The 16,126-nt window shown below is 52.7% G+C and carries 13 protein-coding genes; 6 read left to right on the forward strand and 7 right to left on the reverse strand.

What is annotated here, in order from left to right:
* Window positions 1-14 precede the first annotated feature (14 nt).
* Both G163CM_RS10010 and G163CM_RS10015 read left to right on the forward strand, forming a co-directional pair.
* On the forward strand, window positions 15-2,384 hold the full coding sequence (locus tag G163CM_RS10010; protein ID WP_231827914.1) for a glycoside hydrolase family 31 protein: 2,370 nt from the start codon (window positions 15-17) through the stop codon (window positions 2,382-2,384).
* A 361-nt stretch (window positions 2,385-2,745) separates the two neighbouring features.
* Complete coding sequence (locus G163CM_RS10015) at window positions 2,746-3,270, forward strand: hypothetical protein (protein WP_231827916.1); 525 nt, start codon at window positions 2,746-2,748, stop codon at window positions 3,268-3,270.
* Between the two features lie 56 nt (window positions 3,271-3,326).
* Here the strand turns inward: G163CM_RS10015 and G163CM_RS10020 are convergent, their stop codons facing one another.
* On the reverse strand, window positions 3,327-5,237 hold the full coding sequence (locus G163CM_RS10020; RefSeq protein ID WP_231827927.1) for a M48 family metallopeptidase: 1,911 nt from the start codon (window positions 5,235-5,237) through the stop codon (window positions 3,327-3,329).
* Between the two features lie 210 nt (window positions 5,238-5,447).
* Window positions 5,448-7,040, reverse strand: coding sequence for an ABC-F family ATPase (locus tag G163CM_RS10025; protein WP_231827929.1), 1,593 nt, complete (start codon window positions 7,038-7,040; stop codon window positions 5,448-5,450).
* 217 nt (window positions 7,041-7,257) lie between these two features.
* Between G163CM_RS10025 and ldtB the strand changes: the two genes are divergently transcribed.
* Entirely contained in the window at window positions 7,258-8,178 is a 921-nt protein-coding gene (ldtB, locus tag G163CM_RS10030) for a L,D-transpeptidase (RefSeq protein ID WP_231827931.1), read from the forward strand.
* Window positions 8,179-8,238: 60 nt separating this feature from the next.
* Here the strand turns inward: ldtB and G163CM_RS10035 are convergent, their stop codons facing one another.
* The 4 genes from G163CM_RS10035 to mntR all read right to left on the reverse strand — a co-directional run bounded on the left by G163CM_RS10035 (window position 8,239) and on the right by mntR (window position 12,048).
* Entirely contained in the window at window positions 8,239-8,955 is a 717-nt protein-coding gene (locus tag G163CM_RS10035) for a GntR family transcriptional regulator (RefSeq protein WP_015965196.1), read from the reverse strand.
* Between the two features lie 20 nt (window positions 8,956-8,975).
* Window positions 8,976-10,352 (reverse strand): glycoside hydrolase family 1 protein, encoded by a 1,377-nt coding sequence (locus G163CM_RS10040; RefSeq protein WP_231827932.1) that lies wholly within the window; start codon window positions 10,350-10,352, stop codon window positions 8,976-8,978.
* A 107-nt stretch (window positions 10,353-10,459) separates the two neighbouring features.
* Window positions 10,460-11,578, reverse strand: coding sequence for an anion transporter (locus tag G163CM_RS10045; RefSeq protein WP_231827934.1), 1,119 nt, complete (start codon window positions 11,576-11,578; stop codon window positions 10,460-10,462).
* A complete protein-coding gene (gene mntR / locus G163CM_RS10050) occupies window positions 11,575-12,048 on the reverse strand; it encodes a manganese-binding transcriptional regulator MntR (RefSeq protein ID WP_015965199.1) in 474 nt (157 codons plus the stop codon). The genes G163CM_RS10045 and mntR overlap by 4 nt, the downstream gene beginning before the upstream one ends.
* A gap of 181 nt (window positions 12,049-12,229) precedes the next feature.
* Between mntR and mntS the strand changes: the two genes are divergently transcribed.
* Both mntS and G163CM_RS10060 read left to right on the forward strand, forming a co-directional pair.
* Window positions 12,230-12,355 carry a manganase accumulation protein MntS gene (gene mntS, locus G163CM_RS10055; protein WP_015965200.1) on the forward strand — a complete coding sequence of 42 codons (126 nt, stop codon included), beginning with the start codon at window positions 12,230-12,232 and terminating at the stop codon, window positions 12,353-12,355.
* Window positions 12,356-12,636: 281 nt separating this feature from the next.
* On the forward strand, window positions 12,637-14,220 hold the full coding sequence (locus G163CM_RS10060; RefSeq protein WP_231828356.1) for a phosphoethanolamine transferase: 1,584 nt from the start codon (window positions 12,637-12,639) through the stop codon (window positions 14,218-14,220).
* A 136-nt stretch (window positions 14,221-14,356) separates the two neighbouring features.
* Here the strand turns inward: G163CM_RS10060 and ompX are convergent, their stop codons facing one another.
* Window positions 14,357-14,869 carry an outer membrane protein OmpX gene (gene ompX, locus G163CM_RS10065; protein WP_015965202.1) on the reverse strand — a complete coding sequence of 171 codons (513 nt, stop codon included), beginning with the start codon at window positions 14,867-14,869 and terminating at the stop codon, window positions 14,357-14,359.
* A gap of 354 nt (window positions 14,870-15,223) precedes the next feature.
* Here ompX and rhtA point away from each other — a divergent pair, with 354 nt between their 5' ends.
* Window positions 15,224-16,111, forward strand: coding sequence for a threonine/homoserine exporter RhtA (gene rhtA / locus G163CM_RS10070; protein WP_231827940.1), 888 nt, complete (start codon window positions 15,224-15,226; stop codon window positions 16,109-16,111).
* Window positions 16,112-16,126 lie beyond the last annotated feature (15 nt).

Genomic DNA, 16,126 nt, shown 5'->3' on the forward strand with positions numbered 1-16,126 from the left:
GAGTGGATGTAAAAATGAAAACGTTGAAAAACTGGACCCTGCAAAAGCAATCTGACCACCACGTTGAACTGCTGGTCGATAGCCAGCACACCCTGTGTGTGTACGTGCTGGAAGAGAATCTGTTCCGCGTGCTGATTAAACGCAAAGGCGAGCTGGCGCTGGACAGAACCTGGAGCATCGCTCCCCAGCAGGATGTACCGTGGGAAGGGCGACATCGCGAAGATCTCAGCGGCTTTACCCTGCCCGGCTGGACGCTGACCGAGCAGGATGGCACCGTCATCGTCGCCACCGACTCCCTGCGCGCGACCGTCCACCAGCCGCTGTGGCTGGAGTGGCACTATCGCAATGCCGAAGGCGAATGGCAGCCGTTAGTCAACGATCGCCCCACCAGCGCCTATCTGTTGAACGCCCACGGCGACGGCGTGGCGCACTATCAAAGCCGTCGCAAAGATGAGCGTTTTTATGGCCTGGGCGATAAAGCGGGCGACCTGCAACGCAACGGTAAACGCTATGAGATGCGTAACCTGGACGCGATGGGCTACAACGCCGTCAGCACCGACCCGCTCTACAAACATATTCCGTTCACCATTACGCGCCGCGACGATATCAGTTTCGGCCTGTTTTACGACAACCTGAGCAGCTGCTGGCTGGACCTTGGTAATGAGATCGATAACTACCACACCGCGTACCGTCGCTGGCAGGCGGAAGCGGGCGATATCGATTACTACATCTTTACCGGCGAGCGCGTGCTCGACGTCACCAAAGCGTTTGTGCGCCTGACTGGCAAAACCCTGTTCGGGCCGAAATGGAGCCTGGGTTACAGCGGTTCCACTATGCACTACACCGATGCGCCGGATGCGCAAAATCAGCTGATGAACTTTATCCGCCTGTGCAACGAGCACGCTATTCCGTGTGACTCGTTCCAGCTTTCGTCCGGCTATACCTCGATCAACGGTAAGCGCTACGTCTTCAACTGGAACTATGACAAGGTGCCGCAGCCGAAAGTGATGAGCCAGGCGTTTCACGATGCCGGGCTGCATCTGGCGGCCAACATCAAACCGTGTCTGTTGCAGGATCATCCGCGTTATGAAGAGGTGGCGGCAAAAGGGTTGTTCATTGGTGATTCTGAAAGCGATGCGCCGGAACGCTCCAGTTTCTGGGATGACGAAGGTTCCCACCTCGATTTCACCAACCCACAAACCGTTAACTGGTGGAAAGACGGCGTCACCACACAGCTGCTGGAGATGGGGATCGACTCCACCTGGAATGACAACAACGAATTTGAAGTGTGGGACGGGGAAGCGCGCTGCCACGGTTTCGGCCAGCAAATCGCCATCAAACACATCCGCCCGGTGATGCCGCTGCTGATGATGCGCGCCTCGCTGGAAGCGCAGCAGCAGTTTGCGCCGAACAAGCGCCCTTACCTTATCTCTCGCTCCGGCTGCGCAGGGATGCAGCGTTACGTACAAACCTGGAGCGGCGATAACCGCACCAACTGGGACACCCTACGCTATAACACGCGGATGGGCCTTGGGATGAGCCTCTCTGGCCTCTATAACCTGGGCCATGACGTCGGCGGCTTCTCCGGCGATAAACCAGACCCGGAGCTGTTTGTCCGCTGGGTCCAGAACGGGGTGATGCACCCACGCTTTACCATTCACTCATGGAATGACGATCACACGGTCAACGAACCGTGGATGTATCCGGCAGTTACCCCGGCGATTCGCAGCGCCATTGAACTGCGCTATCGCCTGCTGCCGTACTTCTACACCCTGCTGTGGCAATCTCACGCAGATGACGAACCGATGCTGCGCCCGACCTTCCTCGACCACGAGCACGACGCGCAAACTTTCGAGGAGTGCGATGACTTCCTGCTGGGGCGCGATTTACTGGTCGCAAGCGTGGTTGAACCCGGACAGCGCGAGCGCCGCGTCTGGCTGCCTGATAACGAAACCGGCTGGTACGATTTTTACACCGAAGAGTGGTTCTCCGGCGGGCAGTGGATAACCCGCGATGCGCCGCTGGAAAAACTGCCGCTGCTGGTCCGCGCCGGGGCCGCCCTGCCGGTGAGCGAGCGCATCACTTTTGTCAGCGCCAAAGACGATGATACACGTGAACTGAAACTCTTCCCGGTAAAAGGTGTGGGCACCACATCCGGCCTGTTGTTCGAAGATGACGGTGAGTCGTGGGGTTATCAGAACGGGAATGCGCTGTGGGTAGAATGGGAAATGACGTGCAATGGCACCACCATCGATCTCACGATTAACACCCGCGGCGACTATCGCCCGGCATGGAAAACGTTAACAATTTCTCTGCCGAAGGATGAGAAACGTCACCTGCGTATCAACGGCCAGTTAATTGACGCATGGAAATTCGCGGAATAAAGCTGTAAAAGAGAGCGCGGCCCGATGATGGGTCGTTCTCTTATCACTACCCTTCATTTTTCCCCACCCATAATCTCAGGTATTAACTAACGCTCACCATCTTTCTGGAGATAAGGCACGGGGGTAGTGATTTGCCCTGGTCAGGGACAAAGTTATATAAAAAAACAATACAAACAATAACACTAATTACTCCTCTTTATCTCAAGCATGGCGGGTAAAATAGAAATTGAAAATAAAAAACGGAAAGTTATAATTCATCAACGCAGTTAATATTTAAAAAATTTATCTTTATCAGGATAACATCTATCACTTTATCATGCTGCTATTTTAATCAACCCATAAATAAAAGAAATTTATTTTAATGAAATACCTAAAAATATTATTAATTAGCCTGTCATGTCTGTGGTTGACAGGATGCGGGCCCGATCCGAAAGCCTATCTTGGCGAAAACATTGCAATGTGGAATACGACCATTAGTGATATTGAAAACATGATTACGCAAATATCAAGCAATGACTCGCGCGAGTTTCTTGCGGATTACAATGATAATGTGCTTCGCCATAAAAAAGGTGTCCAGGACCGTCTGAAGATATGGCATGAAATGGAAGAAAAAAAGGGTGTACCCGATGATGCTAAAGATCTCCAAAATGCAACTTATCGTTATTTAGAACAAGTCGTTAAAACAGATGAAAGCCTGGAGGCGCTCACTGTACTGGCAGGTGATAAAAATATTAAAGATGATGAATTCCAGACAAAAAAAGAACAACTCACACAATCTTTTGAGGAAATCAGTCAGCCAGCCGATATGTTAAGTAAAGAACAAGAAAAATTTGCAAAAGCGCATAACATTAAAATCACAATCGCTAGCTGGTCTGCGTATCATTAATGACAAATTAAAAAAATTGCCGGACTCAGTCCGGCATCATAGCAACAACAAATCTTCTATTTACTCAATTCCGCGCGCGCATGTGCAGATGAAATATATTGCCCAACGATCTGTGACATCGTTACAGCATCGAGTTTAACTTTTTTCCCCTCTTCTTCGCAGCAAGGGCTGCTGACAACGACGACGACCCGGCTTTCCTGAGGTTCATAACGGAATACCTGCATACAGCGTTTGGTGGTGATATTCAGCCTATCGCCATTGCGCACATAAAGATGGAGCATCGCGACGCCGGAGATGACGACTACCTCATAACGTTCAACGTATTCGAGCGGGAGTGGCTGCGGAAGATAGATGCTGGTGATGCTTTGCGATGTCAATGTGAACAACGACTGACGAGACCGTTGTAATGCCACGTTCCCCAGCATACCCAGCGGGAGACCAATCAGCGTAAACAGCCAGCATATCCCGCTAAGGTGTTGAAAGAGCACCAGATAGCCCCCACCAAACATCAACACAATACCCACGATCATCATGGTCCATGCCATCGATGAGGAAGACCATATAGCCTTAGTTTCTGTCGCCAGTGCTGCTTCTGCCTCGATTTCCTCGCGTATCTCGGCGCGCACTGGTTCAATCTCCTGAGATATCTCACAAGATAATGCGCTGGCAACGGGCGCGAATAACGCGGGGAAGAAGAGGTTCTCTTCTGGCGCAACGGCACGAGAGGCCTGTATCAGCAGTCCTTCATCGAGTGAAAGATTAAGGGCTGTGATACGCGTGCGGGTCGTGGGATGGCTATCCATGGGATGTGCAATTTCACTGTCGATGCTGGCAAGGACATCAAGCGGCCCCAGCTTTTGCAACGCAGAGATCAGACCTTCTGTCCAATTGTCACTGCTCTTTCGCCCGCGAAGAACGTCCTCCAGAAAGTGCTCAACGGGCTCACTCAGCGCCGATATTCTCAGCAATGCGCAGGCAAAGGCCGAAGAGGAGGATACGCGAGCCCCGGTTTCATCGGCGGCGAGTTCCCGGATGCGACTCCAGTGGTTCACCGTCTCATGGAAGGTTTGTAAAAACCACATCGCCATATCCAGAGCGGAATAGAGTACCAGGCGGTCTATCCAGGCATCCTGCATGTTTTTGGCCATCTGTTGCAGGCTATTTTGCATGCCCGCGTAGAGGGGCGCGAAACGCAGGCTATACTGCGTATCCTCACCGGTAAAATGACCTAATTCATGCCCCACGACAGCGGCAATCTCCGCTTCGTTAAGGAGTGACAGATACGTCAGCGGTAAATAGAGTGTATTCCCCGTTAAGCGCTCGCCCTTTTCAATTTGGACGGGGTTGGCCGTGACATAAAAGCAGTCAAAAAACCCCGCGACAATGTTATCCGGTGGCGTAAGCTGCGCCTGAGAGGTAAGGCCCCGAACCCACTGCCAGAGTTCGGGCGCCTGCATTTCCGGCAGATTGACACCTATCACCCGCGAATCTTCAGGATTAAACAGGGCAAAGCATCTACGCACAGAAAAGAAACTTTTAATGATCATCCAGAATATGGCAAATACCGCTATCACCATGGCGAACAGCAATTTCAGACCGCCACCATTCATCTCTACGTGACCCATAGTCCAGATAATTTCTGAGAGCACTAAGGCAACGGTCGCGAGGCCGCAAAAAAGAATTTCGCCAACCATCATGAAGGGTAGTAGTCGTCGGCAGAAATTAAACTTTTGGATGAGTACATCCTGGGAACGTCGCGAAGTGCGTGCACTGGCCTTACATACCATCACCGCGCTTCCCAGAATAAACATCGCCACCAGACTTAAGAGAAGCGCCAGCATGGCTAATCCAAACTGGATAATTTCTATATCGTCAGCATTATCACTTGCCCGCCAGCATTTCCATAATCCATATATAAAGAGAAACAGAGGGGTATAAAAAAGATTAAGCACTCTTTTTCTTTCCATAGAAAACGTCATCCATTTAAATTAAGAATATTATTGATCAATTTAATTGCAGTGCTTTATGTATTTAATAAATAAACCACCTTGCAAAATTCATTGTATATCAGCAATAGATTAAAATTAAACTTTGTTTTCTATAATAAAAAAGAGTTGAAACGGAAGAAAAAAAGTGGCTGGAAACACAAATAACTCTCTGCGCTTCCAGCCCTTATATTACTCGATACCCTTACTACGCAGGTAATCTTCGTAATTACCGGTGAAGTCAATCACGCGCTCCGGCGTAATTTCAATCACGCGCGTCGCCAGTGAGCTCACAAATTCACGGTCGTGGGAAACAAAGATCAGCGTGCCCGGATACATTTCCAGCGCCATGTTCAGCGATTCAATGGATTCCATATCCAGGTGGTTGGTCGGTTCATCCATGACCAGCACGTTCGGTTTTTCCATCATCAGTTTACCGAACAGCATGCGACCTTTCTCACCACCGGAAAGTACTTTCGCTGGTTTCTTGATATCGTCCTGGCTGAACAGCAGGCGACCAAGAATGCTGCGCACCGCCTGTTCGTCGTCGCCTTCCTGTTTCCACTGGCTCATCCATTCGAAGACGGTCAGGTCATTTTCAAATTCGAATTCATGATCCTGCGCGTAGTAGCCGATTTGCGCGTTTTCGGACCATTTCACCGTACCGTGATCCGGCGTTAAATCGCCCATCAGGGTTTTCATCAGCGTGGATTTACCGACGCCGTTGGTCCCCAAAATCGCCAGCTTCTCGCCCACTTCCAGCAGCAGGTTAACGCCTTTAAACAGCGGGCCGTTATCAAAGCCTTTGCTGAGCGCTTCCACTTCCAGCGCGTTACGGAACAGCTTCTTATCCTGCTCAAAACGAATGAACGGGTTCTGACGGCTGGACGCTTTGACTTCGTCGAGTTTGATTTTATCAATCTGGCGCGCGCGGGACGTTGCCTGGCGAGATTTAGAGGCGTTGGCGCTAAAGCGGCTGACGAAGGATTGCAGGTCAGCAATCTGCGCTTTTTTCTTGGCGTTATCGGCCAGCAGACGCTCACGCGCCTGGGTCGCGGCAGTCATGTATTCGTCATAGTTACCGGCGTAGACGCGCAGCTCACCGTAGTCGAGATCCGCCATGTGGGTACAGACCATGTTCAGGAAGTGACGGTCGTGCGAAATGATGATCATGGTGCTGTCGCGCTCGTTCAGCACCTGCTCCAGCCAGCGAATGGTGTCGATGTCCAGGTTGTTGGTCGGTTCATCGAGCAGCAGAATATCCGGGTTAGAGAACAGCGCCTGCGCCAGAAGCACACGCAGTTTCCAGCCAGGTGCGACTTCGCTCATCGGGCCGTAATGCTGTTCCAGCGGAATCCCCACGCCCAGCAGCAGTTCACCGGCACGCGCTTCGGCGGAATAACCGTCCATTTCGCCGTAGAGCACTTCGAGGTCGGCCACTTTATAGCCATCTTCTTCGCTCATTTCCGGCAGCGCGTAGATGCGATCGCGTTCTTGTTTAACTTCCCACAGTTCACCGTGTCCCATGATGACCGTATCCAGAACGCTGAACTCTTCGAAGGCGAACTGATCCTGACGCAGCTTACCGATGCGCTCGTTCGGGTCGAGAGAGACGTTGCCCAGCGTCGGCTCAAGGTCGCCGCCGAGGATTTTCATAAAGGTGGATTTGCCGCTCCCGTTAGCGCCAATCAGGCCGTAACGGTTGCCGCCGCCAAATTTGACGGAGATGTTTTCGAACAGCGGCTTACTGCCAAACTGCATGGTAACGTTGCTGGTAACTAACACGGAAGTATCCTGAGGAATGTGACAAACCGCCTATTATGCCACAATTCCGAATTAAAATCGCCCGCCTTCGTAACGCGCTAAACTGTCACCTAAGTGAAAAAAATGTGATTTCGTACACATCCGAATTCCCTGTTGCCGGGAATGCACATATAATGCGCTTCCATCATACATCCGATTTTCCAACCACAGCCTGAGTGGCACTGATATCTCGAACAACATGAACATGAAATTAACAACACTTTTCGCTGCGGCGCTTGCAGTCGTTGGCTTCTGTAAAACCGCATCCGCAGTGACATATCCGTTACCGACGGATGGTAGTCGTGTCATTGGTCAGAATCAGGTGATCACCATCCCTGAAAATAACAAGCAGCCGCTGGAATACTTTGCGGCGCAGTATCAGATGGGTCTTTCCAATATGCTGGAAGCGAACCCAGGCGTGGATACGTATCTGCCGAAAGGCGGCACCGTGCTGACCATTCCGCAGCAGCTGATTCTGCCGGATACCGTGCATGAGGGTATCGTCATCAACAGCGCGGAAATGCGTCTGTACTACTATCCGAAAGGCACGAATACCGTGATCGTGCTGCCAATCGGTATTGGCCAGTTGGGGAAAGACACCCCGATCAACTGGACCACCAAAGTAGAGCGTAAGAAAGCAGGCCCGACATGGACGCCGACGGCAAAAATGCACGCAGAATATGCCGCAGCAGGCAACCCGCTGCCGGCAGTGGTTCCGGCTGGCCCGGATAACCCGATGGGCCTTTACGCGCTGTATATTGGCCGCCTGTATGCGATTCACGGCACCAACGCCAACTTTGGTATCGGCCTGCGTGTGAGCCACGGTTGTGTGCGTCTGCGTAACGAAGACATCAAATTCCTGTTCGAAAGTGTGCCGGTCGGCACCCGCGTTCAGTTTATTGATGAGCCGGTGAAAGCGACCACCGAACCGGATGGCAGCCGCTTCATCGAAGTTCACAACCCACTGTCTACGACCGAAGCACAGTTCGAAGGCGGTGAAACTGTTCCGGTTACGCTGAACTCTTCTGTGCAGAAAGTGACCTCTCAGTCTGACGTAGACCAGGACGTGCTGAACCAGGCGATTCAGAGCCGTGCCGGTATTCCGATTCGTCTGAACTGATTCGGTTCAGATGCAAAAATGGCGAAGCTGATGCTTCGCCATTTTTTTGGGGTAATACCCTCACCCATTATTCACCATCACAAACCCGCCGTGGTCATAGCGATAATGGCAGTGCGCATACTCCAGCGGCGTACCGTCTTCCAGATAAATAACCTGCTCCAGCTCCAGCACCGGATCGGTCTCGTCGCAGTTGAGATACTCTCTGTCGCGAGCATCCGGCTTACAGGCTCGCACCACGCGATAAGAGCCCATCATCTTCAAGCCCAGCGTCTCGCGCACGTAGCGGAATACCGAACTTTCCAGATGTGATTTATTGAGCCCCGGCACCAGCGCAACCGGCATCACCGTCATATCCAGCGAAATCGGTTCACCGTTCACTAAACGCAAGCGAATAAAATCATAGACCGGCGCATCGGCACTCATCAGCAGCGAGGCTTGCTCTTTTTCATTCGGGAAGCGCACCTCAAAGGCAATCACCTGGCTTGTCACCTCGCCGAGGTGCCGCCAGGTTTCCGTTGCGCCGAAGTAGTCGCTGCCCGCGACATCCCACTGCGAAAGCTGGCGGAAGTTTTTACGCACAAACGTCCCCTGCCCCTGACGCGCGTAGATAATGCCTTCAACAATCAGCTGGCGCATCGCCTGCTGAATGGTCATGCGGCTGGTGTTGAATTCAGCCGCCAGCGCCAGCTGATCGGGCAGCGGCTCCGTCGCCGGATAACGCTGGCTCTGAATACGCTGCTTAATTTCCTGTGCGATGGAGAGGTACTTCGCCGCCATCTTCCGCTCCTTAATGGGTGTTACATCTCTTCGCCGTTGCTGTGAATCACCCGCTTCAACCACGCGTAGCTTTTCTTCGGCACGCGGCGCAAATCTTTCAAATCATGGTTTTCCCGGTTCACATACACCACGCCATAACGCTTACGCATGTCGCCCTGGGAGCTGAGAATATCAATTAACCCCCAGCCCAGATAGCCTATCACCTGTGCGCCATCCTCAAAAATGGCCTCTTTCATAGCATTGATGTGGTCGCGATGATAGGCGATGCGGTAATCATCGGCGACGGGCGTTTCGCCGTCCCAGGATTCAATCACCCCGATGCCGTTCTCTATCGGGAAGACCGGCAGACGCCAGTCGTTATAGTATCGCGTAATGATGCTGCGGAACCCAAGCGGATCGATTTGCCAGTTCCATTCAGTGGCTTTGAGGTGTGGGTTGGGCGTATCGCCAAACAGCATATAGTTATTGACGGCAGTACCTTGCGGGATGGGATCGCTGCTCAGCGTACGGCTGGCGTAGTAACTGAAGGCCATATAATCATTTTTGAGCGTCGCAAGCGCGGCGAGGTCTTCCTCGCGATAGATATCACGCAGACCTTCGCGTTCGACAAACGCCATCACTTCCGGGCTGTAGCCCTGCCCCGCAAACGCGCGTAGCAGATTCTGGTTGAAGAATTCGTCGAGTTGACGGGCGCAGAACACATCGCGCGGTTTGCAGGTTGCCGGGTACACCTGGGCGTGCGCCAACATGCCGCCCATCAGTTTTCCGGGTTTGGTTTCATGCAGATAGTGCGTGAGATGCGCGTGCGCCATCATCACGTGGTGCTGAATCTGGTAAAGCTCGCGCAACGTTTTCTCACCCTGCATATAACCGGAAATCAAAAACGCTTCCGGCATATGGTAAAGGTTCTGTTCATTGAAGGTGAGCCACCAGGTCACCTGGTCGCCAAAGCAGTCGATCATTTTTTTGCCGTAGCGGATGAATGCGTCCATCACCCGACGATCGGTAAAGCCGTTGTATTTTTCCGCCAGCGCCAGCGGCATGTCGAAGTGATAGAGGCAAATCATCGGCGCGATGCCGCGCGCCATAAGCCCATCGATAAAGCGTTGATAAAACGCGATACCTTCTTCATTAAACTCACCGTCGCCGTCCGGGCAAACGCGGCTCCAGGCGATCTGGAAGCGATAGCAGTTCATGCCCAAATCCTGCATTAAATCAAAATCTTCTTCGAAGCGATGGTAGCTATCGGTGGCAACCTTCCAGTCAGAGGCGTTCTCTTTCGGCTCGCGAATGTCATACACCGACATCCCCTTCCCGCCCTCATTCCATGCGCCTTCAGTTTGCATGCTGGAAACAGAGTTTCCCCAAAGAAAATTAGCTGGCAGTGTATTCATCATGACGCCCTCAAAATATGACTAGTCAAATAACATATATGACTAGTCATATTAGAAAGCGGCGCGCGGCGCAACGAAAAGGCTCACGTTTTGTGAGCCTGTCCGAAAGATTAAAGGTGACCGAGGAGATGCAGCAGGCCGTAACCTGTCAACGCCGCCCACAGCAGCATGGGCAGAGAATAGAGATGGAAGCGCCACCAGATACGGCGATCGTTCGCCATACGTAGCGCAATCAGGTTGGCAAGCGATCCGGGCAACAGGCCAAAACCGCCGACGTTCACCGCCCAGGCGAGCAGAACAGAAGGCGGCACATAGTTCAGCAGCAAAATCGTTGACGGCACGTTGCTGATCACCTGCGAGAGGCCGATCGCCGTAAGCCACAAAGAACCGTCCGACAGTTGCCCGACGCCATGCAGCGAATGCTGCAATGCCGGCAGTTGCGTCAGCAGATGCACATCAATAAACATCGCCATAAAGACCAGCAGCAGGGTCCAGTCGACGCTATAAACCACACGCCGCTCCAGCAGCAGGAAGCCCACGGCCACGCACACAAGCCCCCATAGTTCGAGCTTCATCTCCAGCGCCGCGAGAAAAACCAGATAGAAGGCCAGGCAGCACCACACCAGCTTTGGCCGCCATGACGGTGTGGCATCGCTGCTTTGAAATTGCAGTTTTTTCGCCGGGAAACAGCACCAGCACAGCACGAGCAGCGTCGCCATCATCGCCAGCGCCAGCGGCAACATTTGCAACGTAAAGGCCGGGAAGCTCAGGCCGGATCGGCCCCACAGCAAAATATTCTGCGGGTTGCCGATGGGCGTCAGCAGTGAACCGGCGTTCACCGCCAGGGCCTCGAAAATAATCAACCGGTTAACCGGAATGGCGCACCATTTTTTTAGCGTCAGGGTGAGCGGCACAATGATAAACAGCGCCACATCGTTGGTCAGAAAGGTCGATAGCAGCGCCGCTGCCAGCACCATAAAGATAGCCAGCTGTCGTTCGGTAACGAAACGCCGCGCCATCTTACGCCCGAGCACATCAAAATAGCCGCTCTGTTCAACGCCTTTGGTGAGCAGCATTAAACCGCTCAGGGTGATGATGGTGTGCCAGTCAATCGCTGCGGGCCAACGCGCCGGCGCAAACGGAACCAGAAAAGTGAGGATGACGCCGATGAGCAGCAACAGATGCAGAAAACGATCGCGCGCCAGCGACCGAATAAAAGGAGGTGTCATTCAACGTACTGCCCATGTTTTTGGGTAAACTGGCGGAACATGTCCAGCGTCTCTTCGCTGACATGGTGTTCAATGCCTTCGGCATCACGGCGGGCGGTGTCCTGGCTGACGCCCAGCGCGAGTAAAAAGCTCTCGACGACCTGATGACGCTCGCGGCTCTCCTGAGCCAGCTTCTCGCCTTCAGGCGTTAAGAAAACGCCGCGCCACGGGATCTGCTCGATAAGTCCCACGCCTGCCAAACGTTTTAACATTTTCGCGACAGTTGGCTGTGACACGCCGAGCCGCGCGGCCATATCCACCTGACGCGCCTCGCCCACTTCGCGGATCAAATCGGAAATCAGCTCAACATAGTCATCAATCAGCTCGCGGCGATGCGCTTCCCGCACCTGACGGAAGCCTTCAACGTGTTCTTCCACATTCACCAGCTGCGTCACTTTTTTTGTTGTTGGCTTACCTGCGCGGCGGTTCATAGCACTTCCTCATCGGTGTGACGCGTCAAAGCATCTTATAAATTGCCCCCATTGTAATGGATCGTGCTCTGAGTACAAAAATTTAACGTTTAGCCATAGCTATAAAATATAGCCTGTGCTATATCTGTATGTAATGCAATCACTCATCACGGAACGACGAGCGCAAAAGCAGGAGGTTACCATGAACGAATTCAAGAGGTGTTTACGCGTGTTTAGTCACTCTCCTTTTAAAGTCCGCTTAATGCTGGTTAACATGCTGTGCGACATGATCAACAGCAAACCCCAGCAGGACAACAAACCTAACTAATGCGGCGTCGCGGTACGCCGCTTCATTTTTCTGTCATTTTTCTCTGGCAGACTTCCCTGTCATGCTCAAAAACCCCACATTTTTTCCGCTTTTGTAATCGCCTTCGCAAAACATTTCGTTATGGGTAGTTGACCAAAAACAGCGCGCGCTTTATCTTCGTGCGGCCCTGCACTTTTGCGGCTCGCAGTTGCGGAGCTTCCCCTTCTCTTTACGCAATAATGTCCGGCAAAAAAGCCCCTTGACGCCAGGGGACGCACATGGCGTTTTTATAGTTGCGATTTATGAATGTCACGCTGAAAGAAACTCTCGCCGCCCGTGGAATCACCCTGAGCCCGTGGACGGGACTCTATTTCCTGCAATCACTGCTGATCAACCTGGCGCTGGGCTACCCCTTCAGCCTGTTGTATGCGGTGGCATTTACCTGCGTGCTCCATTTAGTGTGGCGAGCCGCGCCAAAAGTCCAGAAAGTGGTGCTGGGTCTTTATTCTCTGGTGGCCGCGCTCTATTTTCCGTTCAGCCAGGCTTACGGCGCGCCGAACTTTAATACCCTGCTGGCGCTGCATTCGACAAACGTCGAAGAATCCACCGAGATGTTTACCATCTTCCCGTGGTACAGCTATCTGGTGGCGCTGTTTATTTTTGCCCTTGGCGTCATTGCCGTGCGCCGCAAGGCAAGCCCGGTAAAACGCTGGGGTAAAATGGAAACCCTGTGCCTGATCTTCAGCGTCGGCACCTTCTTCGTGCAGCCGATTCAAAACCTGGCGTGGGGCGGTGTCTTTAAGCTCAAAGATACCGGCTACCCGGCATTTCGCTTCGTGAAAGACGTCATCGTTAACAATAACGAAGTGATTGACGAGCAGCAGCGCATGGCGCAGTTCGCGCAAATGAAGGATACCTGGACGGTGACCGCCGTGAAGCCGAAATATCACACCTATGTGGTGGTGATTGGTGAAAGCGCGCGTCGCGATGCGATGGGCGCATTTGGCGGCCACTGGGACAACACGCCGTTTGCCAGTTCGGTGAATGGCTATCTGTTTAACGATTACATCGCCGCCAGCGGTTCAACGCAGAAATCGCTGGGGCTGACCCTTAACCGCGTCGTCGATGGTAAACCGCAGTATCAGGATAACTTTGTTACCCTCGCTAACCGCGCAGGTTTCCAGACCTGGTGGTTCTCCAACCAGGGGCAAATCGGTGAGTATGACACCGCCATCGCCAGCATCGCCAAACGCGCAGATGAAGTGCAGTTCCTCAAAAGCGGCGACTTTGAAGCGGATAAAAACACCCAGGACACGGCGCTGTTGAAGATGACCGCGCAGGTCTTCGCGTCGCAGCGTACTCAGCCGCAGCTCATCGTGCTGCATTTGATGGGTTCTCACCCGCAGGCCTGCGACCGCACGCACGGCAAGTATGATGTGTTTGTGCAATCGAAAGAGACGTCTTGCTATCTCTATACCATGACGCAAACCGACGACTTGCTGCGCCAGTTGTACGATCAGCTACGCAACAGCGGCGACAGCTTCTCGCTGGTGTACTTCTCCGATCACGGGCTGGCGTTTAAAGAGCGCGGAAAAGAGGTGCAGTACCTGGCGCACGACGATAAATTCCAGCAGAATTTCCAGGTGCCCTTTATGGTGCTGTCGAGCGATGACAAGGCGCATAAGGTCATTAAGGCGCGACGTTCAGCGAATGATTTCCTTGGGTTCTTCGCCCAATGGACGGGCATCAAAGCGAAAGAAATTAGCCAGCGCTATCGTTTTATCTCAGAACAGAAGGCAGGGCCGGTGTACATCACCAACTTCCAGTTGCAGAAGGTAGATTACAACCATCTGGGGACGGACCTGTTTACAACGAAGAGTCGTTAACCCATGCCTGATGGCGCTTCGCTTATCAGGCCTACGAATCGATGCGGTTGTAGGCCGGGCAAGCGCAGCGCCCCCGGCAAAAAAACAGGCAAAAAAAATCCGCCACAAGGGCGGATTTTTCATATCACCGAAGTGATTAGAAGCGGTAACCAACACCGGCAATCCAGGTGCCGACGTCAACGCTACGAATGCGAGACTGCTCGTAAGAGAAGTCCAGAGCAACGTTTTCGATCGGGTTGAACTGCAGGCCCGCACCGTAAGAGAAACCGTAATCGCTGGTGTCGTGTTTGTTCGGCAGATCAGCAGTCTGGAATTTACCGTAACCAACACCTACTACGCCGTAGATGCTTGCCCAGTCGTTCAGACGGTAAGCAGGACCTGCGGTGATGCCGTAGTACTGTGATTTATGGTAGTTGTTGTCGCTGGAGCTACGGTCTTTTTCGGTGTAAGTAAAGGAACCGATAACGCCCAGCGGTTGGTCGTCCATTTCATAGCGGTATTTCAGGTTGAAACCGTTAGCTTTGTTAGCAACGCCCTGCATATCGCTCTGAGCGTAACCGCCAGTAACGGTAGAAGTTGCAGCTACTGCGGTACCTGCGGATACAGCCAGAACAGCGGCCAGTGCTGAAAGACATGCAATTTTTTTCATAACCACCTCAAATGTGCTTCAAGTAAATCCGTAAGTTTTAAATATATCAAAAATTGTTAGGAAACTCTTTCGAACTTGTGATGTCTAAACCTGCCTTTGATGTAACTAAAAATTTCCGGGCAGGGTTATCTCTTTCAAACATCACAGGTTTTCCCGGAATACCAGACTAGTATCACACAGTGATTTCATCACATTATTCCAGATAATTCCTAGTTTGACAGATTAATAATCCATCGACTAAGGACATTCTAACGTTTCGCGGGCGGATTTTTTTCAACAATTCCTCAACCGTAGCCTGGTATTTCATTTACACTGCTTTTTTTACTCCGTTTGACACAAATTGACAGGAAAAAGATGTCTGGCTTGCTCCGCAAATCTCCCGCATGGATGCCCGTGTTTGTTCTCATCGTGTCGATGCTCTCCATCCAGAGCGGCGCATCACTCGCTAAGTCGCTGTTTCCGTTAATTGGCGCACCGGGTGTCACCGCCCTGCGTCTGGCGCTTGGCACGCTGATTCTGGTTATCGTCTTTAAGCCGTGGCGACTGCGTTTTGCTAAAGAGCAACGTCTGCCGCTGCTTTTCTACGGGCTATCGCTGGGCGCAATGAACTATATGTTCTATCTCTCTATTCAGCGCATTCCGCTGGGGATTGCCGTTGCCCTGGAGTTCACCGGGCCGCTGGCCGTTGCGCTGTTCGCCTCTCGCCGCGCGGTGGACTTTATCTGGGTTATCCTCGCCGTGCTCGGCCTCTGGTTCCTGCTGCCGTTGGGTCAGGACGTGGCGCATGTCGATCTTACCGGCGCGCTGCTGGCGCTTGGCGCAGGCGCAGGCTGGGCCATCTATATATTAAGCGGCCAACGCGCCGGTGCGGAACATGGCCCGGCGACGGTGGCGATGGGTTCTTTAATTGCAGCCGTCATTTTTGTGCCGCTTGGCGTATTGCAGTCTGTTGATGTGAGCTGGCACTGGTCTATTCTGCCGGTCGGCCTGGCCATTGCCGTGCTGTCAACTGCCCTGCCCTATTCACTCGAAATGCTGGCCCTGACCCGCTTACCGACGCGCACCTTCGGCACCCTGATGAGCCTCGAACCCGGCCTGGCTGCTATTTCAGGGATGATCTTCCTCGGCGAAACGCTGACGGGCACGCAGACGTTGGCGCTGGCGGCCATTATTGCCGCGTCGATGGGGTCAACGCTCACCATGCGTCGCGAAACAAAAATTCAGAAAGTAGATGTACCCTAAATAATTCGAGTTGCA

The organism is Pseudocitrobacter corydidari, from assembly GCF_021172065.1.
GTDB classification, from domain to species: Bacteria; Pseudomonadota; Gammaproteobacteria; order Enterobacterales; family Enterobacteriaceae; genus Pseudocitrobacter; species Pseudocitrobacter corydidari.